This is a genomic window from Akkermansia sp. NBRC 115031 (assembly GCF_030268505.1).
Lineage (GTDB): Bacteria > Verrucomicrobiota > Verrucomicrobiia > Verrucomicrobiales > Akkermansiaceae > Akkermansia > Akkermansia massiliensis.
Genome location: NZ_BSQU01000003.1, coordinates 185,422 through 205,237, shown reverse-complemented (window position 1 = coordinate 205,237; position 19,816 = coordinate 185,422). Strand labels below are relative to the sequence as shown.

The window sequence follows — 19,816 nt, the reverse complement described above, 5'->3', positions numbered from 1 at the left end:
TTATATTAAACAACACGGGGTAAATGGACTAAACAGGCCCGACAAACAGAATGGGTCCAGCTTTACTTGATCCATCCTGTCCATGAAGGCCATTTCTGCGGCGCTCCCCGGAGGGTCTTTTCTCCGGGAAACAGCCGGATTATTTTTTCCTGGCCTTGGCAGCGGCAGCCCGTTCCTCCTGGCGCTTCTTATCCCGGTCTTCACGGGCCTTGCGCGCCGCTTCCGCACGTTCCGCGCGTTCGCGGGCACGCTGTTCCTGCAGGCCCGCGCGCACCGTCTCCGTCAGTTCCTCATAGTATTCCCTGGGAACCTGGGCGGTGCGGACTTCCGTCAGGGCCTCCATGGCCTCGTCAAATTTCTTCTCGTCACACAGGTTCCAGGCCTTTTCCAGTGCGGCGGAGCCAGCCCCGTTTTCCGGGTCCTGGTTTTTCAGGCGTTCCGCATCCGTAGCGGCCACCAGCTTGACGTCCCTCATGGCTTCCAGGGAGCCGGCCGCAGGTTCAAACCACCGGTCCCCGCGCTCCTTGACCTTCTTGCGCAAGGCCCGGTGCACTTCCGTGAGCTGGTTTTCACGCTCCCGGATGGCGGTCTGCCTTTTCTGGAAAGCGTCCATCAGGAGCTGGCGCTGCTCTTTCGTCAGCTTGGGGTCTCCGCGGCGCTTTTCCTCTTCCTTTCTCAAGGTTTCACGTTCCTTTTCCAGGGCTTTTTCCTTGGCGGCTATCATGACCTCCAGCTTGCGGTTGAGCTGGCCGGCGATTCTGGAAGCATCCGGATAGGCGTCCGCCAAAGCGGCGGAGCCGGGGTAGCCGTCACGCAGGCGGTCGTACACAGCCATGGCCTGGTAGGGATTGCGCACGGCAAGCGCCTTGAAGCGCTTCAACAGCTTGTTGGCCTCATGGTCGTATTTGGTGCGCACGGTCACTTCCGCTTCCTCCTTGGCTTCCTGGGCGGCCTGGGCTCCTTCCACCAGCTTCTTCTCCTCCAGCAGAACCACCACCCTGGCCCTGGCCTTGACGGCGGCGTCATGGGCAAGCCCCTGGGGATTCTTCTTGATGGTCTTGTCCAGGTCCGCCAGGGCGCTTTCCAGGTCCTTGGCGTTCATGGTTTCCGGCTTGGCGTACGTCTTGTTGATCTTGGCGGCCTCCAGTTCATCCGGAGTCGCCTTCTTGATGGATTCAATCAGTTCCCTTTTAACGGTCACGGAATCCTTGATCCCGCCGGCTACGGGGACCAGGAGGCTGACGCTTTCCGGCGTTTCCACCTCCACGGTGCAATCCTTGTAAACGGTTCCATCCTTGAGTTTTACTTCATCCGCCGCGGCAAGCGGAACGAGTGCGGTCAACGCCAATATGAGGGACTTGTTCATAAATCTAAGGCTTTTTTCCAGAGTAATCTGACGAATACGTATCTTGCACTTTACCAGAAGACGCCCTCTTGGCGACAAAAAAAAGCCCGGAGCCGTAAAAACGGTTCCGGGCCCGGAGAGATAAAAAACAGGCTGTTTCTGGCTTACTTCTCGGCAGCGGCTTCTTCAGCGGCCGGAGCGGCTTCCTCACTGGAAACGCGGGGGGCTTCCACGATGGCCACGATCACGTCGCCGGCCAGTTCCGTGTTCACGCCGGAGGGCAGTTTGAGATCGGCAATGCGCAGGGTTTCACCCAGCTTCAGGCCGGAGATGTCGGCAGTAATGGCTTCCGGCAGGTTCTTCACCTGGCAGACGATAGCCAGTTCATGAATGGTCTGGTCCAGCACGCCGCCCAGGGCTACGCCGGCGGCTTCGCCTTCCAGAATAACGGGAACGATGGAGTGAATGACCGTGGTGTCGGTCACGGCCTGAAAGTCCACATGCAGGCAGGCGTTGGTGATGGGGTTGTGCTGCACTTCCTTGAGGAGGGCCTTCACGATCTTGCCGTTAATGTCCAGGGCCACCAGGATATGTTCGGAAACGGCGGAAGCCAGCATGCGAGCGAATTCGCGGGCGTCAACCTGGATATTGACGTTGTCAAAACCGGGACCGTAAACCACGCCGGGGACCAGGCCCTGGCTGCGGAGTTGCTTCAGATTACCGGAGCCGCAGGCTCTCGTTTCGGCCTTGAGGGAATGGGATGTAGCCATGTTTTATAGAGGCAATATTGAGTGTTGATTGATAATGTTTCCTAATCGGGTTCAGGCAGAGGCCCCGCCGGGATTTCTGAACCCGCGTAAACCGGTACTCAGGTCAGGGCGCAGGACTCTGCACTAAAATTGGCTAAATGTCAAATAATGATGATACGGATTCTCCGTCATGTATGCGCTGCACGGCATGGCCCAGCAGGTCGCCCACGCTGATGCAGTCCACCTTGGGGCCATAGGCCATGGGAACGGTGTCGGAGGTAAGAACGCGTTCAATGCAGGAGCCGGCAATGCGTTCGCGGGCCATGTCCCCCAGCACGCCGTGGGACACGCAGGCAAACACGCGCTGGGCGCCGCGTTCCTTCAGGATGTTGGCGGCGGCGCACAGGGTGCCGGCGGTCTCCGTCATGTCGTCAATCAGGACGGCGTCACGGCCTTCCACATCACCGATGACGTTCATGGCTTCCACATGCGTGGCGTTGACGCGGTGCTTGGCGACGATGGCCAGCTCCGCACCCAGGGCGTCGGAATAGGCGCGGGCCATTTTCACGCCGCCCACATCCGGGGAGACGACGACCAGGTTCTGGAGGTCTTTTACATAGTGCTCGCGCAAGTGGCGGATTAAAACGGGAGCGGCGTACAGGTGGTCCACCGGAATATCGAAGAAGCCCTGGATCTGGGCGGCGTGCAGGTCCATGGTCAGCACGCGGTCCACGCCGGCGGCGGTCAGCAGGTTGGCCACCAGCTTGGCGGTAATGGGAACGCGGGGCTGGTCCTTGCGGTCCTGGCGGGCGTACCCGAAGAAGGGGACCACCGCGGTGATGCGTCCGGCGCTGGCACGGCGGGCGGCGTCCACCATCACGCACAATTCCATGATGTTATGGTTGGTGGGGGGGCAGGTGGGCTGAATGAGGAAAACATCCTTGCCGCGGATGTTTTCATTTATCTTTACAAAACTTTCCCCATCGGGGAAAGTGTTCACCGTGACGTCCGTCAACTGAATGCCTACGCTTTGCGCAATGCGCTCCGCAAGTTCTCTGTGTGCTGTACCGCTGATAATCTTCATACCGGAAACTGAAAAGCGGACGCATTCTGAACACAGGTCCACATAATCGCAATACTTAATTCTCACAATTTGATTTTTCTCCATGATGGGTTCCCCCGTTCCAGATGCCAAAGAGAGATTTCTAACCGTCCCCATGATTGCCGCCCTGGCCGTGTGCGCCATCCTGCTGGCGGTGCCCTACCTGGCGTTTCCCGAATTCGGCTCTACCGGGAATGAAAGCAGCATCCAGTGGCTCGTTTCCTCCTGGAACAAGCAGACGGATTACGAACACGGCTGGCTGGTGGTCCCCATCATCGCCTTCATGCTGTACCACGCCAGAAAGAAGATTGCCCAGGCGCCCAGGCGCATGGACTGGCGCGGGCTGATCCTTTTCATCCCGGCGGCCCTGCTTCTGGCGCTCTCCTTCCGCGTGGGACAGCCCCGCGTGGCCGTGGGCGCGCTTCCCCTGATCCTGCTGGGCGGAGCCTGGTACCTGGCCGGACCGCAGATCGCCAGGCTGTGCGCCTTCCCCCTGCTCTTCTTCTGGCTGTGCATTCCCCTTCCCTCTTTCCAGCAGGCCACGGTGGAGCTGCAAATCGTCGCCACGGAGCTGGGGCACCTGGGTGCGGCCCTTTTCGGCGTGGATACCTACCTGCAAGGCACCAACATCCGCTCCACCGGCGGCCACTGGGACGCCTTCAACATCTCAGGGGGGTGCAGCGGCATGCGTTCCCTGATGGCCCTGCTCATGCTGTCCGCCGCCTGGGCCTACCTGTCCGACCTGAAGTTCTGGAAAAAATGCGTGCTCTTCCTCAGCGCCATTCCCCTGGCCGTCATCGGCAACGGCGTCCGCATCACCAGCATTGTGGTGCTGGCGGAATACGGGGACCCCGAGTTTGCCGCGAAAACCTGGCACGACTGGTCCGGCCTGCTGTTCTTCTTCCCCATCTGCCTTCTCGGCCTGGCGGCCGTCCACTCCCTGCTGGCCGGGGAGCTGATCTGGAAGCCGTCCCGGCGCAAAAAGCTGGTCGTTAAAATGAACAAGTCCCACTAAGCGTTTCCGCCGCCATGAACATTAAAACGCTCAAGATTTTCGTCCTTCCCCTCCTGCTGGCCGTCACGCTCGGCGGCATTTACCTGATGCCGCGCAAGGGAGAGGTGCAGGATTCGTCCATCAGCATGGCCCTCCCCACCGGCATGAATCCGGACGGCTGGCACGGCACGCGCCGGCAGGAGTCTGAACAGGAGCGCGGCATCCTGGCTCCGGACACGGAATTCTCCAAGGCGGATTACGTGCAGGAAGTCCCCATCAGCCTGGACGCGCCGGAAACCGCTCCCGTGCTGTGCCGCGTCTCCATCGTCAAATCCGGCCATGACCTGAACAACTCCATCCACCGCCCGGAACGCTGCCTTCCGGCCCAGGGTCATTTCAACCTGACGGGAACCAAGGTGGAGGTGCCCGTGGAAGGCCACGGAATTATCAGGATGACCAAGCTGAAATCCCAGCAAAACATCACTCCGGACCAGCCGCAGCCCATCATTCTGGACAGCATGCACTATTACGTGTTCATTGGCCACCACCACATGACGGAGGACCACCTGGCCCGTACCCTGACGGATATGAAGGACAGGGTGCTGTACGGCGTGGACCAGCGCTGGTGCTACTTCCAGATTTCCACCGCGTACGGGGACAAGATCAAGGTGCCGGAGGAGGAAGCCCGGAAACAGACGGAGCGCCTCATCAGCCAGCTTCTTTCCCAACTGGTGAAGTGGGACGAACTGGACCGGTAGCGCTCCCCGCCCCGCGGCGGTCAGCCCGGAAGACGGCCTTCCAGCCATGCGGAGGCCGCCTGGAAAAGGCTGCACGTTTCTTCCGCGGGGGCTTCATACAGCATGGGAGCGGGCCTCCGGTGGGAATAAAGGCGGCCCTCCCGGTCGCGCCGGTAGCCGGAAAAAGCCAGGTTGGCGTCCGCCCCGGCGCAGTGCCCCCAGCGGCCGCCGATCCTGGGCACCACGTCCATGAAGCCGCCCCCGTCCCGCAAGTAGGCGTTCCCCCACCATTCCACGCAGGCCGGGCGCGCGTTTTTCTGACGGCGCGCCACGGCGTCTATGGTCAGGAGGCAGAGCGGAGCGGCCTGAACAGACTGGCGCCTGGCTACTTCCACCGCGCAGGAGCCGCCATAGCTGTGGCCCACCAGCACGACGGGCAGCCCGGGGCATTTCCGGCGGAGCTCTTCCAGCTCCGCCGCAATTTTTCCGCACCTGTCCAGGAACACGCCGCAGCCGCCCCCGTCCCAGTGGTAATAGGCCGTGGCATGCGCCACTCCCGGCAAAAAACCGGGAAACCTCTTTTCCACCCGGCTCAGGCAACCCGCCACCACGTCCCCGAAGCCGCCGATGAACACGGCCAGGTAACCGGGAGCGCTTCCGCGGGAAAGCAGGTTCAGTGTCCTTTGAAAATGCATGACGGAGCCCATGATGGAGAAATCACGTCAATATCCAAGTCCATAAGACGTTCTGGCTTGATAAAACCTGCAAACTGTCCAAATGTGATGGTATGCAAGTAATCATTCACCAATGGGCCTTCAACGGAAGCTTTGACCAGCTTGCCTCCCTGCCCCGCCAGGAACTCGTCAACGACTGGTTCGGCTACGACGTGGAGCCAAGCGCGGAGTTCGCCTTCGCCACGGACGGCGAATACCTCTGGTTCCTGGCCTCCCGCAGCAAGGAAGCCACCGTCCATCCGGACGCCCGGCCCGGCCAGTTCCTGCCGGAGCTGTGGCGGTACGACCTGGCGGAATGGTTCATGGCCGCCGGGGACGGCACCAATTACTGGGAATTCAACCTTGCGCCCAACGGCGCGTGGTGGGCCTGCGCCTTTTCCGACACCCGCCGGGCCAATGAAGACATTCCCGCCCCGCTGGCCGTGGATACCAAGTGCATCCTGACGGACGAGGGCTGGTGCGCCATGGCCCGCATTCCGCTGAACGAACTGCGCGGCGTGGACGTACGCGACTGCAAGCTGGCCGCCACGTTCATCCTGGACACCCCGGACCAGATTTTCCTGACTACGGCGGACGACCTTTCCGGCAACCCGGACTTCCACCGCCCGGACTGCTTCTGCACCCCCATTCTCAAATAATCCATGTCTTTGGAAGAAGACATTTCCCGCATCCTGGGGCCTGAAAAGGTCTCCGGGGCTCCGGATGTGCTGGCCGCGCACGCCGGGGACAAATGGTACGCGTCCGTGCTGCCGGAGGCAGTCGTCTTCCCGGAAAGCACGGAGGACGTCTCCCTGCTCCTGCGCTACGCCTCCTCCATGAACATTCCCGTCACGGCCCGCGGCGGCGGCGTGGGATACGTGGGGGGCTGCGTTCCCGTGCGCGGAGGCATCAGCCTTTCCCTGGAACGGATGAACCGCATTCTGGAAATCTCCCCGGAAGACGGCGTGGCCGTGGTGGAACCCGGCGTCATCACGGCGGACCTCCAGCGGGAAGCCCGCGCGCTGGGCTGGTTCTACCCACCGGACCCGGCGTCCAGGAAGGAATGCAGCATCGGAGGCAACATCGCCACGAACGCAGGAGGCCCCAGATGCCTGAAATACGGAGTCACCAAGGCCTACGTGCTGGGCCTGACCGTAGTGCTTGCCAGCGGGGAAGTGGTGGAATGCGGAGGGCGCACTCACAAGAACAAAACGGGCTTCGACCTCGGAGACCTCTTCATCGGTTCGGAAGGGATGCTGGGCATCGTCACCCGGGCCATTCTGCGGATCATCCCCCATCCGGAAGCCTTCGGCGCGCTCAGCGCCAGCTTTCCTCAGTTCCCGCTGGCCGCCGCCGCCGTGCAGCGCATCCTGAACAGCGGGCACCTTCCCTCCGCCCTGGAAATAACGGACAGCTTCACCCTCCGCGCCGCCCGGGCCTACCTGGGGGACAGCGCCCTGCCCTCCGGCAGCCGCGGCCACCTGATTGTGGAAGTGGACGGCAGGCAGGCCGCCGTGCGGGAAGAACTGGATTCCCTCTGCGCCTTGCTGGAAGAATGCGGCGCAACCGACATCCTGCGCGCGGACACGGAAGAGAAGGCGGAAGCCATTTGGCAGCTGCGGCGTGAATTTTCCTACAGCCTGAAAGCCACCGGCATGACCAAGCTGAATGAAGACATCGTCATCCCCAGGTCCCGCCTGGTGGACCTGGTGGAATTCTGCGAGGCCATGAACCGGGAAACGGGGCTGGACATCGCATGCTTCGGCCATTCCGGAGACGGCAACATTCACACCAACATCATGGTGGACGATTACGCGGACCCGGAGAAGAAAGCCCTGGCGGACGCCTGCGTGGACAGGCTGTTCCGCTGGGTGCTGGAACACGGGGGCACCATCACCGGGGAACACGGCATCGGCCTGGCGAAGGCCAAATGGTTCCGGGAAGCCGTGGGAGAAGGAGCCTTCCACCTGCACGAACTGGTCAAATCCGCCCTGGACCCCCGGAATTTGCTGAATCCGGGCAAAATGGGACTCCCGTAACGTAAAATAGACTTCCATGATGCCCCCGGACGGGGCATCATGGCAACCGCACTTCATGAACAGCCCGCACAAGTCCATCCTAGCTGCCCTTTACGACCATTTCCCGGTCGCAGATGCCATCCTGGTGTTTATTCTGGACCATCCCCTGGCCTGGTTTACGCCCAAATGGCGCAGGAAAGGCCGCATGGCCCTGAAAGCGGTGCGCCGCTACGTCAATTACAACCGCGACCTTTTGCCGCCCGAGCGCCTGGCGGAGTTTGAAGAAAACCGCAACCTGCTGAAAACGGCCCTCCGCCGAGGTGACAGGCAGCAGGTGGAAACCATCACCGCCAAACTGGAATCCACGCTGGAATCCATTCCCGGCGCGCTGCCCTCCGGACTGGCGGAAAACGTGGAGGTGCTGTTCGTGATTCTGGCCATTTTCCTGGGCCTGCGCTGTTATGTAGTCCAGCCCTTCCGCATCCCGACCGGCTCCATGCAGCCCTCCCTGAACGGCATCCGCGCCGTCCCCCAGGAGGGAGACCCCACCCTGATGAAGAAAATCGGGGACATGATCCTGTACGGCGGCTCCTATGTGCATGAAACGGCCTCCAAGGAAAAGAAAATCGTCCGCTTCGAGCCCGCTACCAAATACCTCCTGCTCACGGTAACCAACGTGATTTTCGACGACGGCTCCAAGCTGGAAATTCCGGCGGCGGAGGCGGAGACGCGCCGCTACTTCCTCAACCAGGAACCGCGCTTCGAGTCCGAACGGCACACGCCGTTCAGAAGCTACCTGCCGGGGGATACGATCGTGAACGCCCGCTTTGACGCCGGTGACCTGATCGTGGTGAACAAGATGGCCTACCACTTCCGCAAGCCGGAGCGCGGGGAAGTCTTCGTCTTTGACACGCGCGGCATTGAAGGCATCGCCAACAAGGGAAGCAGCACCGGGCAGGAAGGCGGAACGCACTACGTCAAACGCCTCTCCGGCGTACCGGGAGATTCCCTGTCCATCCGGGATTCCCAATTGATCGTCAACGGAAAACCGGCCACGGAATGGACCATCCAGAGGGTAGCTTCCGGCAAGCCCCCCTACCAGCCCTGCGGCTATGTGGCCCTTCCCGCCCCCCTCAGCCTGCTGGACGGCAGGGCCTACATCACGGAAGGGGGAACCGTGCACCTCTCCAATGATAAAAAACGCCCCTACCTGCGTGAGTACGTGGCCCTGGGCGACAATTCCACCCGTGAAAATTCCTTTGACTCCCGGTACTGGGGGCCCGTTCACCAATACAACATCGTAGGCCCCGCCAGCTTCTGCCTGTGGCCCTTCACTTCCCACTGGGGGCTTATCCCCTGATTCCCGGCCATTCCGCAGGCACGCTTTCCCCGTCAAGACATGACTCAAGCTCAGACTATTACAAGCAAGGCCAAGTCCAACCTGGCCTTCGCCCTCATTGACCTTCCTGAAGAAGAACGCCGCCACATGGCGGAATTTTACGCCTTCTGCCGTACGGTGGACGACATCGTGGACGAACCGGGAATGACGCCCCGAGAACGCCACGACGCCCTGAACCGCTGGATAGAAGTCATCAACGGCGGAGACGTTCTGGAGCTGACGGAGCTGGAAGAAGACATCATCGCCCTCATCCAGGACCTGGAGCTGGACACCACCCCCATGCTGCACCTGATTGAAGGCTGCCGTTCGGACATCTGCCAGCAACAGCCCCTGAACCGTGACGAACTGCTGGATTACACTTACTGCGTGGCCTGCTGCGTGGGCCTCACCTCCGCCCGCATCATGGGCGCCGGGGAAGCCGCCTACCCGTACGCCATCGCCCTGGGGCACGCGCTGCAAATGGTGAACATCATCCGTGACGTGGCGGAAGACTGCGGCAAATCCAACCGCATCTACCTGCCCAGAGAGGACATGGACCGCTTCGGCTACACCCTGGAAGACCTGCGCGGCAGAGTCTATTCCCCCCAGCTTCAGGAACTGCTGCAATATGAAGCGGACCTGGCGGAAAAGTTCTTCGCGGAGGCGGAGGAGGAATACAACCGCCTCAGCCCGGAGGATAGGGCGGCGCTCGTTCCCGCCCAGGCCATGGCGCTCATCTACCACACCATTCTGGACAAAATGAAGGCGGGCGGCTTCCGCATCTTCGACATCCGCTACCGCGTCAACACCTTCCACAAGCTCTGGCTTCTGTTCCGCACCAAGCTGGACATCGACCCCCAGTCCTACTACGACAAGTCCAAGGCGTACTATGACAAGCTGGTCGGCTTCCTTTCCCGCCCCGGCAGGAAGGATGAAAAGTAAGGGCCGCTCTCCCGGCGCGCAGGGCAGAAAACCACGGCCTTTCCTTCCGGCCCTGCGGGCATTATGCTTGTCCTGAAAGCCGTGTTCCTGTAGGAGTGCAGCATGCAAACTCCCGCAGCCGCCCTGCTTCTTGTTCTCACAACACTAACCGGGCTGTGCGCGGCAGCGGACTACCCGGAACGGGCGCAGCGCACACAATCCGCCGGGAACCATACCTGGTACATAGACCCGGACCAGGGAAACGACGGCAACCCCGGAACTTCCCCCTCCACGGCCTGGAAGAGCATGTCCCCGGCCAACCGCCTCATCATGTCGCGCGGGGACACGCTCGTCATCCAGCCCGGAGAGCATGCGGCCTCTCTGGCGCTCATGGGGGAAGGCTCCAGACAGGCCCCGGTCACTATCCGGTTCATGCCCGGCAGGCACGTTTTCAAGCACGGCGCCCTGGTCACCGGAAAGCCGCAGATTTCCAACACCAATGACACTCCCAACGAGGCCAAGGCTATGGCCATCCGCCTGGTGGAGGCCAAAAACGTACGACTGGAGGGCAAGCCGGGAGCCACCGACATCCTGCTGGAGGGAAAAGCCATTTTCGTCTGCATGGAGCACGCGGAAAACGTTTCCCTGAACGGCCTGGGCTTTGACTACGTGCACCCTACCATGGGGGAATTCCTGGTGACGGAAGTTGAAGGAAACACTATGAAGGCGACCATTCCGGACGGCACCCTGTATACGGTGAAGGACGGCTCCCTGACCTGGCGCGGCCCCGGCTGGGAATTCCGGATGGGAGGATATTCCAAGGTCTTCGATGCCGCCTCCGGCACCTTCCAGGGCCGCTTTGACCCGGGAAAAACAGTCATTAAAGAACTGTCCCCCGGAAAAATCAGCATCACGTTCAAGGAAGGCGCCCCGACCATGCGGGCGGGACAATCCTACCAGAACCGAAACACGCGGCGGGACTGCTGCGGATTTTTCCAGCACAGGAGCAGGAACATCGTCTGGAACAACTGCCATATCTACTACATGCACGGCATGGGCGTGGTTTCCCAGTTCAGCGAGAATATCATATTCAATAACTTGAAGATAGCGCCGCGCCCCGGCTCCCTGCGCACCAATTCCTCCTGGGCGGACAACCTGCATTTTTCCGGATGCAGGGGGAAAATCATCGTCAGGGACTGCGTGCTGGGAGCCTCCCATGACGACGCCATCAACGTGCACGGCACCCACCTGCGCATTGTGGACCAGCCGGCGCCCAATAAAATCACCGTCCGGTTCATGCACCCCCAGACCTTCGGTTTTGACGCCTTCGCGGTAGGGGACCGGATTGACTACGTTTCCTGCAAGACGCTGGTTCCTTACGCCTCCAATACCGTTTCCGGCATCAAAAAGCTCAATGAGAAGGAAATAGAACTCACGCTGCGGCAGCCCAACCCCGGGAACATCCAGCCCAACGACGCCGTGGAGAACACCACCTGGACGCCCTCCGTCCACGTCAGCAACACGGTTTGCCGCCACATTCCCACCAGGGGCTTCCTGCTTACCACCAGGAAGCCGGTGCTGATTGAACGGTGCCGGTTTGAGAAGACGGGCATGCCTGCCATTCTGGTGGAGGATGACGCCTCCGGCTGGTATGAATCCGGTGTGGTCAAGGACATGGCCATCTCCCGCAACACCTTCATTCAATGCGGGGAGGCCGTCATCCAGATCGTTCCGCACGCCCCCCAGCCGGAAGGAAACGTTCACGAGAACATCACCATCACCGGCAATACGTTTGACCTCAGGAACGGCACCGCCATCCGCACCCGCCATACCGGCAACGTAAAGGCGGAGAAAAACACCTTCACCAAAGACGGGAAAAACATTCCCGCGGAGAAGGCGGTGGATATCCGGTAGGGAGCCTCCCCTTTTACCGGTGCCGTGAAACATGCACCGTCACGGAGACGCTGTCCGTCCGCGGCAGGATGAACTTGCGCAGGGTGACGATCACGTGACGCGCGCCGAACTCCTTCAGGCAAACCTTTCCCATGTCCTCCGCCAGCGTTTCCACCAGCTTGCGGGGTCGCGCCATGGCTTCCTCCCTCAGGGCGCGGGCGATGGAATCATAACAGACGGTCCTGGAAAAATCGTCGTTCAGGCCAGAGAGGGCTTCATCCGGATAAAAAGTGATATCCGCCTTCAGGGTCTGCATGGAGGCGCGTTCCTCCTCCGGCACGCCGATGAAGGTATCCAGCTCCAGGCCGTTGATGTTGATGGAATCCTGCGTATCTGAAGGCAGGGCATAGCGGCGCATCAGCGTGCGCAGGACAAGCAGGTCCGGAACGATGATGTCCGGCCTGGCCTTGGAAAGCTGGGCAGCGTCATTATAGCCGGTCAGCACGGCGATGGACGTGATGCCCGCATGGTGGGCGGTCTCTATGTCATGCTGCATGTCCCCGATGAACGCGGTTTCATGGGCATGCAGCCCGTGCTGGGCCAGCAGGGTGTGGATATGGGCGTCCTTATGGCGGATGCCCGCGTGAATAGCTTCAAAATATTCCATCATGCCCAGCTCCCGGCACTGGATGTCGAACTCCTTGGCGTCCACGCTGGTGAGGATAAAGCAGCGCACGCCGCGCGCGCGGCAGAACTCCAGGAATTCCCGCGCGTTCGGCAGCACCTCCACCGGCGCGTTGGAAACGCGGAAGGCGTACCGGAAATGGTCTTCCAGTTCATTCAAATCCGCCTGGGGCAGCACGCGGGCATAATAGTCCGGATAGGGAAGCTGGAATTCCGCGCGGAATTCATCCCTGTCCATGCAGGGTTTTCCGTACTGGGAAAAAACGTAATTGGACGCGTCCAGCGTCAGGGCCAGGTCATCCACCAGGGTGCCGGACCAGTCGAAAATGAGATTCTTGAACATGGGAATGCGTATCGGGAAAAACTCAGTCCAGGGCGTACCGCATGGCGGCCAGCCCGAAGAAGGCGGCCGTCTCCACCCGGAGGACGATGGGGCCAAGCGTAACGGGAGAGAATCCGGCCTCCAGCGCCATGGCCGTCTCCTGGTCCGTAAAGTCGCCCTCCGGCCCCACCAGCAGGGCAGCACTCCGCACGGAGCGGGAGCGGGCTTCCTCCAGCACGTCCCTGACCGGGCGCACGCCGGGCACCAGGGAGGCGATCACGTTCAGCCCTTCCGGCGCTCCGCGGCGCAGCCATTCCGCAAAGGGAACGGGAGCCGCAACCTCGGGAAGCGTGTTCTGGCCGCACTGCTTGCAGGCCTCCAGGGCGATGCGCTGCCACTTCTGCCTCTTGGCCTCCGCCTCCCGCGCGTTCAGGCGCACGATCGTGCGGTCCGTCAGGAGCGGAACGATGGCGGAAACGCCCAGTTCCACGGATTTCTGAATGATGAGGTCCATGTTGGCTCCTTTGGGGACCGCCTGGCACAGCGTCAGATGGGCCAATTCTGGAGCGGGAGGACATTCCTCCCCCGGAGCCAGCAGCACCCCGGAACTGCGCGGAGGTTCCGCCACCACGGCATGGGCGGCGCGGCCGCAACCGTCAAAGACGACGCAGGAATCACCCTGTTTCAGGCGCAGAACCTTGGCGGCATGGTGCGCCTCATCCCCGCGCAGCTCCCAGGAGGGAGCGGCCCATTCCGAAGCCGGGAGGTAAAAGCGAGCCATGCGTGAAAGGGAAAAACGGACCTTACTTGTTCTTCAGGTAGCGCGCCGCCTTGTCGGCAAACGCCACGCAGGCCGGCTGGTTGCGCTTCTCATCCACCGTGGAGGCAAAGGCGTTCAGCTTGTCCATCTGGTCCTTGGTGAGCTGGGTGGGAATTTCCACCTCCACTTCCACCAGCATGTCCCCTACGTCCGAACTGCGGAGGGCTTTCATGCCCTTGCCGCGCAGGCGGAAGATCATGCCGTTCTGCGTGCCTTCCGGCAGCTTGATGGTGGCCGCGCCTTCCAGCGTGGGAACCTTCAGCCTGCCGCCGGAGACGGCCAGGGAAAGCGGAACCGGAACCGTGCAGCTCAGGTCGTTGCCTTCCCTCTGGAAAATATCGTGAGGTTTTACGTCAATAAACACGTGCAGGTCCCCGGTGGGGCCGCCGTGCACCCCGGCATCCCCTTCCCCGGCGATGCGGAGCTGGCTGCCCGTGGCCACGCCTGCGGGAATGCGGATGGTGATGTGGGAATCCTCCCTCACGCGCCCTTCCCCGCGGCAGACGGGGCACGGGTCCGAGATGATTTCCCCGGTGCCGTGGCAGGTGGGGCAGGTGGACTGCTGGACGAAAAAGCCGCTCTGCTGGGTGATGATGCCGCGCCCCTGGCAGGTGGGACACGTCTTGAACGCTTCCTTTCCATCCCGGGCTCCGGTGCCGTGGCAGGCCTTGCAGGTCACCAGGCGTTCAATCTCCAGCTTCTTGGTGCAGCCCTTCGCGGCTTCTTCCAGCGTAATGTCCAGGTCATAGCGCAGATCGGAACCGGGTCTCTTGGAGGATCTCTTCTGGCCGCCGTGGCCACCGCCGCCGAACATGTCCGCAAAACCGCCCATTCCGGAAAACATCTGGGCAAAAATATCCATCGGGTCCTGGAACCCGCCTCCGCCATAGCCGCCGCCCGCGGCGGGACCGCCCTGTTCAAAGGCGGCATGGCCGAAGCGGTCGTAAGCGGCCTTTTTGTCCGCATCGGAAAGCACCTCGTAGGCCTCTCCCAGCTCCTTGAACTTCTCTTCCGCGGAAGGATCGTCCGGATTGCGGTCCGGGTGGTACTTCAAGGCCAGCTTGCGGTAGGCCTTCTTGATCTCATCATCAGTGGCGTCCTTGGAAACGCCCAGGATCTCGTAATAATCTTTCTTAGCCATGTGGCGTGAATGTTAAAAAAACGGTCAAACTTGCGGTTCGGGTTCCGGAATCTCGGCCACCACGACGTTTGCCGGGCGCAGAAGCCTGTCCTTCAGCTTGTATCCCTTGCGGATGACGCGGAGCACGGTGCCTTCAGGCTGGTCGGAGGGTTCGCGCTGGAGGGCTTCCTCCGTGGCGTGGTCAAACATGCTGCCCACTACCGGTTCAATGGCGCTCACGCCATTGCTGGAAAGGAATTCGTCCAACTGCTTCTTCACCATGCTCATGCCGATGTAAATCATGGAGGCGGTATCCGCGCTGGCCGCCGCCATGCCCATTTCAAAATTGTCAATCACCGGCAGCAATTCTTCCAGCAGGCGCTGGTTGGCAAACTTGGCGCATTCTTCCTTTTCCTTCACCATGCGCTTGCGGTAATTGTCATATTCCGCGGCAGTGCGCATGGCGGTATCCCTCCATTTAAGCAATTCCTCTTCCAGGGAAGCTTCCGCTCCTTTTTCCTCTGCGGGGGCGTCCTGGGCCTGTTCCAGAACTTCCTGCTCTTCCGCTTCCGCGTTCTTCTCTTTCTCTTCGTTGCTCATGCGGACAATGTAGATACTTTTACCGAATGCGTCAACGGCCTGCTAAGACATGGATGACGTTTGACGCGTGATGACCGGAACATGATGCAACTCATCTATGCAGAAAAGGGAATGGCGGCTTTCCGGCCAGCCTCCCTAAGCTTCCGGAACGCCTGCCGCAGGCAGCAGCCGGGCAAGCTTTTCCGCGCAGCCGTCCGGCAGCTCCACCACTTTCAGCCGGGCTGACTCTCCGCGCAGCAGGCTGACGGCGGACCGGGGAACGTCCAGCCAGGCGGACAGGAACAGGATGACGGCCCTGTTCGCCTTCCCCTCCACGGGAGGCGCGGCAATGCGCAGCCTCAGCACGCGTCCGGCACGGGGATCGTCCTCCCAGCCCGCGGCTTCGCTCTTCTTCGCATTGGGAATGACTTTCAGGGCCAGCTTCATGCCTTCCGCCTTTCCGTCCCGGATTTCCCGCTTTGCCTCGCCACCAGGTCCGCGTACCTGATGAGGCCGCCCCCGAACAGGTCCAGGGCGCTCCCCGCCGTGGCGTCCATCGCGCCGCCGCTCAGGGCGTCTATCTCGTCAAAATCCTGAATACGGCTGATTCCGCCGGCATAGGTCATGGGCAGGCGGCGCCAGCTTCCCAGCATCTCCACCAGTTCCCGGTCAATGCCCGTGCAGAGGCCTTCCACGTCCGCCGCATGGATAAGGAACTCCGCGCAGTGCTCCGCCAGCATGTCCAGCGTCTCCGCCGTCACCCGGAGCTCCGTCAAGGTCTGCCACCGGTTCATGGCCACGGTCCAGCCGCCCGGAACCCTGCGGCAGCTCAAATCCAGCACCAGGCGTTCCGCGCCTACGGCGGAAACAAGGTCCTTGAGCTTCCCCTCCAGAAATTTCCCCTCCGCATCAAACAGGCAGGAGGTGACGATCACATGGCTGGCTCCGGCTGAAATCCATTCCTCCGCGTTCCCCGGCGTTATGCCGCCGCCTACCTGGAGGCCGCCCGGCCACGCCGCCAGGGCTTCCCGCGCCGCAAGGTCGTTGCCGGGTCCCAGCTTGATCACGTGGCCGCCGTGCAGGCCGTCCCTGCGGTACAAATCCGCATACCATGCCGCGCCGCGGTCGGAGACGAAATTGGTGCGCAGGGAAGCTCCGTCCTGCGTCAGGGAACCGCCCACGATCTGCTTCACGCGCCCGTCATGTAAATCAATGCATGGTCTGAATCTCGTCACGCGGCCACTTTGCCCGCCCCGTCCCCGCAGGTCAAGAAGGGATTACCCTCCGGCGCCGTCCGGAAAACGGGCGCGGAAAATTACACAAAACAGTCCCGGGCCTCCGCTTTACCGGATAACCGCCCCTGAACATCGTTCAAGAAGCCGATGAAAAACAACCTCGTCAAAAACAACCTCCTTTCCTACTGCGCCGGGAGCGCCCTGTTTGCCCTCCTGGCCTTCCCACCTTCCGTTGCGGAAGCCGGAATCCATCTGCACGGTGAAATGCGCATGGCCCCGGGAGGACAAGTCAGCCTCCTGTATGACTCCTCCGGATTCCCTGTCTGGGGCTATTCCGCATGCGGCCGGCCCATTTACGCCTATTCCCCCGCAGGCATGCCCATCTACGTCATCAGGGGCATCTACCGCGGCTGCTACGTTCCCGCCTGGAATCCCAGGCCGCATTATCACGGCCCCTTCTGGCCTGCGGGCGTCTGCCGCGGGCGCCATGCCGCGCATCCGCGGTGCGGAATGCCAGGGCCGCCGCGGCCCCACTGCCGGCCCTGCCGCCCCAGGCCTCCCTACGGCGGGCCGCCGTCCCATTTCCACCGCCGGTAAACAACACGCGCCGCGGAAATACGGAACGGAAAAAGGCCACTCATGGAATAACGCTCCTTCCGGCACATCCTTTCCTTTATTCAGGGAAGGAAAGGCCGTACCACCCTTCCCCGAGCAGCTTCACCAGGGTGAAGGAATATTCCCCCTTGCGGTTGGGCTCCTTGCTGCGGGAAAGCAGGACGCGCACGCGGAGCATGTCAAGCTCGTCATTAGCGTTCAGCACCCGGTATGGGGAATGCTCCATTTCCTCATTGATTTTAAACAGCATAAACAGTCGCTTGCCCGTTTCCGATTTTCTGGGAACATAAACCATGGGCCGCGCAATGCTGCGCTCCTCCGACCCGTTCATTCCGGGAGCGATCAGCTTGAACGCGTAGTTGTCCTTATTCTCCGACATGCGGTCCCGGATCATCCACACGCGGAATTCCGCGATGTCCTCCCCTTTTCCACGGACAAAATCCTCCCAGTTCACCGGCTGGTAGCGGGCGAACTGCTGCCAGTCCAGCTTCCAGGCGCCATCCTGTCCATCCTTGAAAAAGCAGAATTCCATGTCGGGCGTCTTTTCAAAGCCTATCAGCAGCTGGGCGCAGGGATGCCCCTCCACCTCAAGCACGGCGAAACTTTTAGGCCCCACGGGCTTGCTGGCAATCACCTCAGGCGGAGATACGGCGTAATGCCTGACCATCAAAGGAAGCGATTGCAGGGAATTCCACACGAAGGAGGATTTCTGGACTACGTCCGGAGCGCTCAAATATTTCTGCGCCTCCACCAGGCAATTGCGCAGCAGGTCCTGCCGCTCCATCGGGGGGATGTGGCAGGGAGGCCAGAAACTGTAGTCCACCTTGTCCTTCAGCGTGGCCTGCAATTCCCCGAACAGCATCTCCGGCGTGGCGCAAATCCGCGCGGCGGCCCCTGAATCCCGGGATGCCTGGCGCTTCTGGAGCCAGAAAAAAAGGCCGCCGAAAAACAGCCCCAGCGCCATCATGAAGAAGATGACGGAAAGAATGCGCCCCAGCGCGCCGCCCGCTTTTCCGCCGCTCCTGCGCGCGGCAGGGGAAAGGGGCGGTTTATTGTCAGATAAATCACTCATTTTAAACCGGAAATACCCACAGAAAACAACTGCGGAAGGATGGTCAAACACTACCGGAACGCCAAGGGTAACGCAACGATAAAAAACAGACACATTTTTTTATCCCTTCCGGAGAAAATTGTTTCACATCCACAAGCGGGTGATGTACATTAAACCGGACGAGTTTCAAGAACTCCCACCTTACCTTTCACCCCTCCCTCTTTTTAACGCCATGTTTGGATCATTCACCACCGTTCCCGCCCCCAAGGGCAACAAGAATCCTGAATCCACCCCCAGCTGGATGGACGTAGCCAAGAGCCAGGACACCCCCGAACCGATTGCGGAAGCCGTACCCTCCCCCGCTTCCTACGCCCCCACTACGCGCGTCCAGCAACTGACCCGCAACGTGCTGAACTCCGACGTGGAGGTTGTCGGCTCCCTGCGTTTTTCCGACGACCTGCTGATTGACGGCACCGTTGAAGGCGACATTTCTTCCGAAGGGGTGCTCTCCGTAGGCCAGAATGCCGTCATCCGCGCGGAAATCAACACCAAGTCCGTCATCATCCACGGCAAGGTCATTGGCAATGTAACGGTTACGGACCGCGTGGAACTGAAAAGCACCGCGGAACTCGTAGGCGACATCCAGGCCGCCTCCCTGGCTATTGAAGGCGGCGCGATCTTCATCGGCCATTCCACCGTAGGCGCCCCCACGGTAGGCACCGCCGGAGCCTCCGCCGCGAAGAAAGCGGCCCCCGTTCATACCTTCACTCCGGAACCGGAAGCCCCCGCCCCGACCAGCCAGAGCACGCTGGACATTGACGCGGAATAAGAAAAACCTTCCACCAGCCATTTTCAGGGGCGTCAAAGGAACGGATCGTTCTTTTGCCGCCCTCTTTGTTCCATGACTCCCTCCTTCCATCCCGTTCCACGGACCAGCAGCGCGCCTTCCGGGAAAATCAGGCGTCCCGCTCCGGCCCCGCCCTGGACGCTCCCGGCAGCCGCGGAAAGCAGGCCTGCGCCCACCCGGGAGGTAGAATGCTTTTCCTGCCGCAAAAACACTTCCGTTCCCGTCACGGCCGTTTCCGCCAGATGCGGGCACTGCTCCGCCTACATCAAGCTGGACGACGTCATCCTGCACAGCAGGACGCACAGAACGAAGGTGCAGACCTGCGGAAGCGTCACCGTGCAGGCCAATGCAGACCTGAAGGGACTGAACATCGAATGCCGGGACCTGGTCTTATACGGCAGGGCGTCCGGCGATTTTCTGTGCCGGGGCGTCTGCAAGATCAAAACGGACCAGCACATCTCCGGCTCCATCTCCGCCCGCAGGCTGGTGGTGGAAAAAAAGACGACGGTGCTGGTCACAGGAGCCATCCAGGTGGAAAACATCTGGATCCAGGGTTCCCTGGAAGGAACGCTCACGGCGGATGAAACCGTTACCATTCACCGGCACGCCAAATTCCTGGGGGACATCACGGCGCGCCGCCTCATCATTGAGGAAGGGGGGGCGCACCAGGGCTCCTTTACCCGGCTTACGTGA

The 19,816-nt window shown here is 61.2% G+C and carries 21 protein-coding genes; 10 read left to right on the top strand and 11 right to left on the bottom strand.

Translation table 11 applies throughout. The features are described 5' to 3' along the window. Positions 1-139 precede the first annotated feature (139 nt). The 3 genes from QSJ36_RS05755 to QSJ36_RS05745 form a co-directional block, all read right to left on the bottom strand. Positions 140-1,366, bottom strand: a complete 1,227-nt coding sequence (locus QSJ36_RS05755) for a hypothetical protein (RefSeq protein ID WP_022396142.1) — start codon at positions 1,364-1,366, stop codon at positions 140-142. Positions 1,367-1,509: 143 nt separating this feature from the next. Next, positions 1,510-2,115: a 50S ribosomal protein L25 gene (locus QSJ36_RS05750; RefSeq protein WP_102727434.1), complete on the bottom strand. Its 606-nt coding sequence runs from the start codon at positions 2,113-2,115 to the stop codon at positions 1,510-1,512. A gap of 133 nt (positions 2,116-2,248) precedes the next feature. Then, positions 2,249-3,178 carry a ribose-phosphate pyrophosphokinase gene (locus QSJ36_RS05745; protein ID WP_102722616.1) on the bottom strand — a complete coding sequence of 310 codons (930 nt, stop codon included), beginning with the start codon at positions 3,176-3,178 and terminating at the stop codon, positions 2,249-2,251. Between the two features lie 82 nt (positions 3,179-3,260). On the opposite strand from QSJ36_RS05745, the gene QSJ36_RS05740 reads away from it, so the two are divergent. Together QSJ36_RS05740 and QSJ36_RS05735 are read left to right on the top strand one after the other, a co-directional pair. Beyond that, complete coding sequence (locus QSJ36_RS05740; RefSeq protein WP_102722575.1) at positions 3,261-4,211, top strand: exosortase/archaeosortase family protein; 951 nt, start codon at positions 3,261-3,263, stop codon at positions 4,209-4,211. Between the two features lie 14 nt (positions 4,212-4,225). Beyond that, positions 4,226-4,948: an EpsI family protein gene (locus QSJ36_RS05735; protein WP_022396147.1), complete on the top strand. Its 723-nt coding sequence runs from the start codon at positions 4,226-4,228 to the stop codon at positions 4,946-4,948. A 20-nt stretch (positions 4,949-4,968) separates the two neighbouring features. Here QSJ36_RS05735 and QSJ36_RS05730 read toward each other — a convergent pair whose 3' ends face one another. Then, entirely contained in the window at positions 4,969-5,622 is a 654-nt protein-coding gene (locus QSJ36_RS05730; RefSeq protein ID WP_285467610.1) for an alpha/beta hydrolase, read from the bottom strand. Between the two features lie 92 nt (positions 5,623-5,714). Between QSJ36_RS05730 and QSJ36_RS05725 the strand changes: the two genes are divergently transcribed. From QSJ36_RS05725 to QSJ36_RS05705, 5 genes are all read left to right on the top strand, one after another. Continuing rightward, a complete protein-coding gene (locus QSJ36_RS05725; protein WP_022396149.1) occupies positions 5,715-6,299 on the top strand; it encodes a DOMON-like domain-containing protein in 585 nt (194 codons plus the stop codon). A gap of 3 nt (positions 6,300-6,302) precedes the next feature. After that, positions 6,303-7,679 carry an FAD-linked oxidase C-terminal domain-containing protein gene (locus QSJ36_RS05720; protein WP_022396150.1) on the top strand — a complete coding sequence of 459 codons (1,377 nt, stop codon included), beginning with the start codon at positions 6,303-6,305 and terminating at the stop codon, positions 7,677-7,679. A 55-nt stretch (positions 7,680-7,734) separates the two neighbouring features. Beyond that, positions 7,735-9,018 (top strand): signal peptidase I, encoded by a 1,284-nt coding sequence (gene lepB / locus QSJ36_RS05715; protein ID WP_022396151.1) that lies wholly within the window; start codon positions 7,735-7,737, stop codon positions 9,016-9,018. A gap of 39 nt (positions 9,019-9,057) precedes the next feature. Further along, positions 9,058-9,978, top strand: a complete 921-nt coding sequence (locus QSJ36_RS05710) for a squalene/phytoene synthase family protein (RefSeq protein WP_022396152.1) — start codon at positions 9,058-9,060, stop codon at positions 9,976-9,978. A gap of 102 nt (positions 9,979-10,080) precedes the next feature. Beyond that, positions 10,081-11,871 carry a hypothetical protein gene (locus QSJ36_RS05705; protein WP_285467608.1) on the top strand — a complete coding sequence of 597 codons (1,791 nt, stop codon included), beginning with the start codon at positions 10,081-10,083 and terminating at the stop codon, positions 11,869-11,871. Positions 11,872-11,884: 13 nt separating this feature from the next. On the opposite strand, the gene QSJ36_RS05700 is transcribed toward QSJ36_RS05705, so the two are convergent. The 6 genes from QSJ36_RS05700 to hisA form a co-directional block, all read right to left on the bottom strand. Beyond that, entirely contained in the window at positions 11,885-12,877 is a 993-nt protein-coding gene (locus tag QSJ36_RS05700) for an HAD hydrolase-like protein (RefSeq protein ID WP_285467606.1), read from the bottom strand. A gap of 22 nt (positions 12,878-12,899) precedes the next feature. Then, entirely contained in the window at positions 12,900-13,637 is a 738-nt protein-coding gene (locus tag QSJ36_RS05695) for a 16S rRNA (uracil(1498)-N(3))-methyltransferase (protein WP_102722582.1), read from the bottom strand. A 22-nt stretch (positions 13,638-13,659) separates the two neighbouring features. Then, positions 13,660-14,817, bottom strand: coding sequence for a molecular chaperone DnaJ (gene dnaJ / locus QSJ36_RS05690; RefSeq protein ID WP_102730601.1), 1,158 nt, complete (start codon positions 14,815-14,817; stop codon positions 13,660-13,662). 24 nt (positions 14,818-14,841) lie between these two features. Beyond that, entirely contained in the window at positions 14,842-15,396 is a 555-nt protein-coding gene (locus tag QSJ36_RS05685) for a nucleotide exchange factor GrpE (protein WP_285467603.1), read from the bottom strand. Positions 15,397-15,531: 135 nt separating this feature from the next. After that, on the bottom strand, positions 15,532-15,822 hold the full coding sequence (locus QSJ36_RS05680) for a DUF167 domain-containing protein (protein WP_285467601.1): 291 nt from the start codon (positions 15,820-15,822) through the stop codon (positions 15,532-15,534). Next, a complete protein-coding gene (gene hisA / locus QSJ36_RS05675) occupies positions 15,819-16,610 on the bottom strand; it encodes a phosphoribosylformimino-5-aminoimidazole carboxamide ribotide isomerase (protein WP_285467599.1) in 792 nt (263 codons plus the stop codon). Before hisA ends, QSJ36_RS05680 begins: the two co-directional genes overlap by 4 nt. A 147-nt stretch (positions 16,611-16,757) precedes the next feature. Here hisA and QSJ36_RS05670 point away from each other — a divergent pair, with 147 nt between their 5' ends. After that, positions 16,758-17,207, top strand: a complete 450-nt coding sequence (locus tag QSJ36_RS05670) for a hypothetical protein (protein WP_285467596.1) — start codon at positions 16,758-16,760, stop codon at positions 17,205-17,207. 76 nt (positions 17,208-17,283) lie between these two features. Here QSJ36_RS05670 and QSJ36_RS05665 read toward each other — a convergent pair whose 3' ends face one another. Next, on the bottom strand, positions 17,284-18,297 hold the full coding sequence (locus QSJ36_RS05665; protein WP_285467594.1) for a hypothetical protein: 1,014 nt from the start codon (positions 18,295-18,297) through the stop codon (positions 17,284-17,286). Positions 18,298-18,508: 211 nt separating this feature from the next. On the opposite strand from QSJ36_RS05665, the gene QSJ36_RS05660 reads away from it, so the two are divergent. Together QSJ36_RS05660 and QSJ36_RS05655 are read left to right on the top strand one after the other, a co-directional pair. Then, positions 18,509-19,105 (top strand): polymer-forming cytoskeletal protein, encoded by a 597-nt coding sequence (locus QSJ36_RS05660; RefSeq protein WP_251827961.1) that lies wholly within the window; start codon positions 18,509-18,511, stop codon positions 19,103-19,105. Positions 19,106-19,177: 72 nt separating this feature from the next. Next, positions 19,178-19,816 carry a polymer-forming cytoskeletal protein gene (locus QSJ36_RS05655; RefSeq protein WP_102727423.1) on the top strand — a complete coding sequence of 213 codons (639 nt, stop codon included), beginning with the start codon at positions 19,178-19,180 and terminating at the stop codon, positions 19,814-19,816.

What these genes read in the sequence shown, in the direction of transcription:
- lepB (WP_022396151.1), top strand. Translation starts at nt 7,735, where the DNA reads ATGAACAGCCCGCACAAGTCCATCCTAGCTGCCCTTTACGACCATTTC.
- QSJ36_RS05750 (WP_102727434.1), bottom strand. Translation starts at nt 2,115, where the DNA reads ATGGCTACATCCCATTCCCTCAAGGCCGAAACGAGAGCCTGCGGCTCC.
- QSJ36_RS05655 (WP_102727423.1), top strand. Translation starts at nt 19,178, where the DNA reads ATGACTCCCTCCTTCCATCCCGTTCCACGGACCAGCAGCGCGCCTTCC.
- QSJ36_RS05735 (WP_022396147.1), top strand. Translation starts at nt 4,226, where the DNA reads ATGAACATTAAAACGCTCAAGATTTTCGTCCTTCCCCTCCTGCTGGCC.
- QSJ36_RS05755 (WP_022396142.1), bottom strand. Translation starts at nt 1,366, where the DNA reads ATGAACAAGTCCCTCATATTGGCGTTGACCGCACTCGTTCCGCTTGCC.
- QSJ36_RS05720 (WP_022396150.1), top strand. Translation starts at nt 6,303, where the DNA reads ATGTCTTTGGAAGAAGACATTTCCCGCATCCTGGGGCCTGAAAAGGTC.
- QSJ36_RS05745 (WP_102722616.1), bottom strand. Translation starts at nt 3,178, where the DNA reads ATGAAGATTATCAGCGGTACAGCACACAGAGAACTTGCGGAGCGCATT.
- QSJ36_RS05730 (WP_285467610.1), bottom strand. Translation starts at nt 5,622, where the DNA reads ATGCATTTTCAAAGGACACTGAACCTGCTTTCCCGCGGAAGCGCTCCC.
- QSJ36_RS05695 (WP_102722582.1), bottom strand. Translation starts at nt 13,637, where the DNA reads ATGGCTCGCTTTTACCTCCCGGCTTCGGAATGGGCCGCTCCCTCCTGG.
- QSJ36_RS05665 (WP_285467594.1), bottom strand. Translation starts at nt 18,297, where the DNA reads ATGAGTGATTTATCTGACAATAAACCGCCCCTTTCCCCTGCCGCGCGC.
- QSJ36_RS05705 (WP_285467608.1), top strand. Translation starts at nt 10,081, where the DNA reads ATGCAAACTCCCGCAGCCGCCCTGCTTCTTGTTCTCACAACACTAACC.
- QSJ36_RS05725 (WP_022396149.1), top strand. Translation starts at nt 5,715, where the DNA reads ATGCAAGTAATCATTCACCAATGGGCCTTCAACGGAAGCTTTGACCAG.
- QSJ36_RS05680 (WP_285467601.1), bottom strand. Translation starts at nt 15,822, where the DNA reads ATGAAGCTGGCCCTGAAAGTCATTCCCAATGCGAAGAAGAGCGAAGCC.
- QSJ36_RS05670 (WP_285467596.1), top strand. Translation starts at nt 16,758, where the DNA reads ATGAAAAACAACCTCGTCAAAAACAACCTCCTTTCCTACTGCGCCGGG.
- dnaJ (WP_102730601.1), bottom strand. Translation starts at nt 14,817, where the DNA reads ATGGCTAAGAAAGATTATTACGAGATCCTGGGCGTTTCCAAGGACGCC.
- QSJ36_RS05740 (WP_102722575.1), top strand. Translation starts at nt 3,261, where the DNA reads ATGATGGGTTCCCCCGTTCCAGATGCCAAAGAGAGATTTCTAACCGTC.
- QSJ36_RS05700 (WP_285467606.1), bottom strand. Translation starts at nt 12,877, where the DNA reads ATGTTCAAGAATCTCATTTTCGACTGGTCCGGCACCCTGGTGGATGAC.
- QSJ36_RS05660 (WP_251827961.1), top strand. Translation starts at nt 18,509, where the DNA reads ATGTTTGGATCATTCACCACCGTTCCCGCCCCCAAGGGCAACAAGAAT.
- QSJ36_RS05710 (WP_022396152.1), top strand. Translation starts at nt 9,058, where the DNA reads ATGACTCAAGCTCAGACTATTACAAGCAAGGCCAAGTCCAACCTGGCC.
- QSJ36_RS05685 (WP_285467603.1), bottom strand. Translation starts at nt 15,396, where the DNA reads ATGAGCAACGAAGAGAAAGAGAAGAACGCGGAAGCGGAAGAGCAGGAA.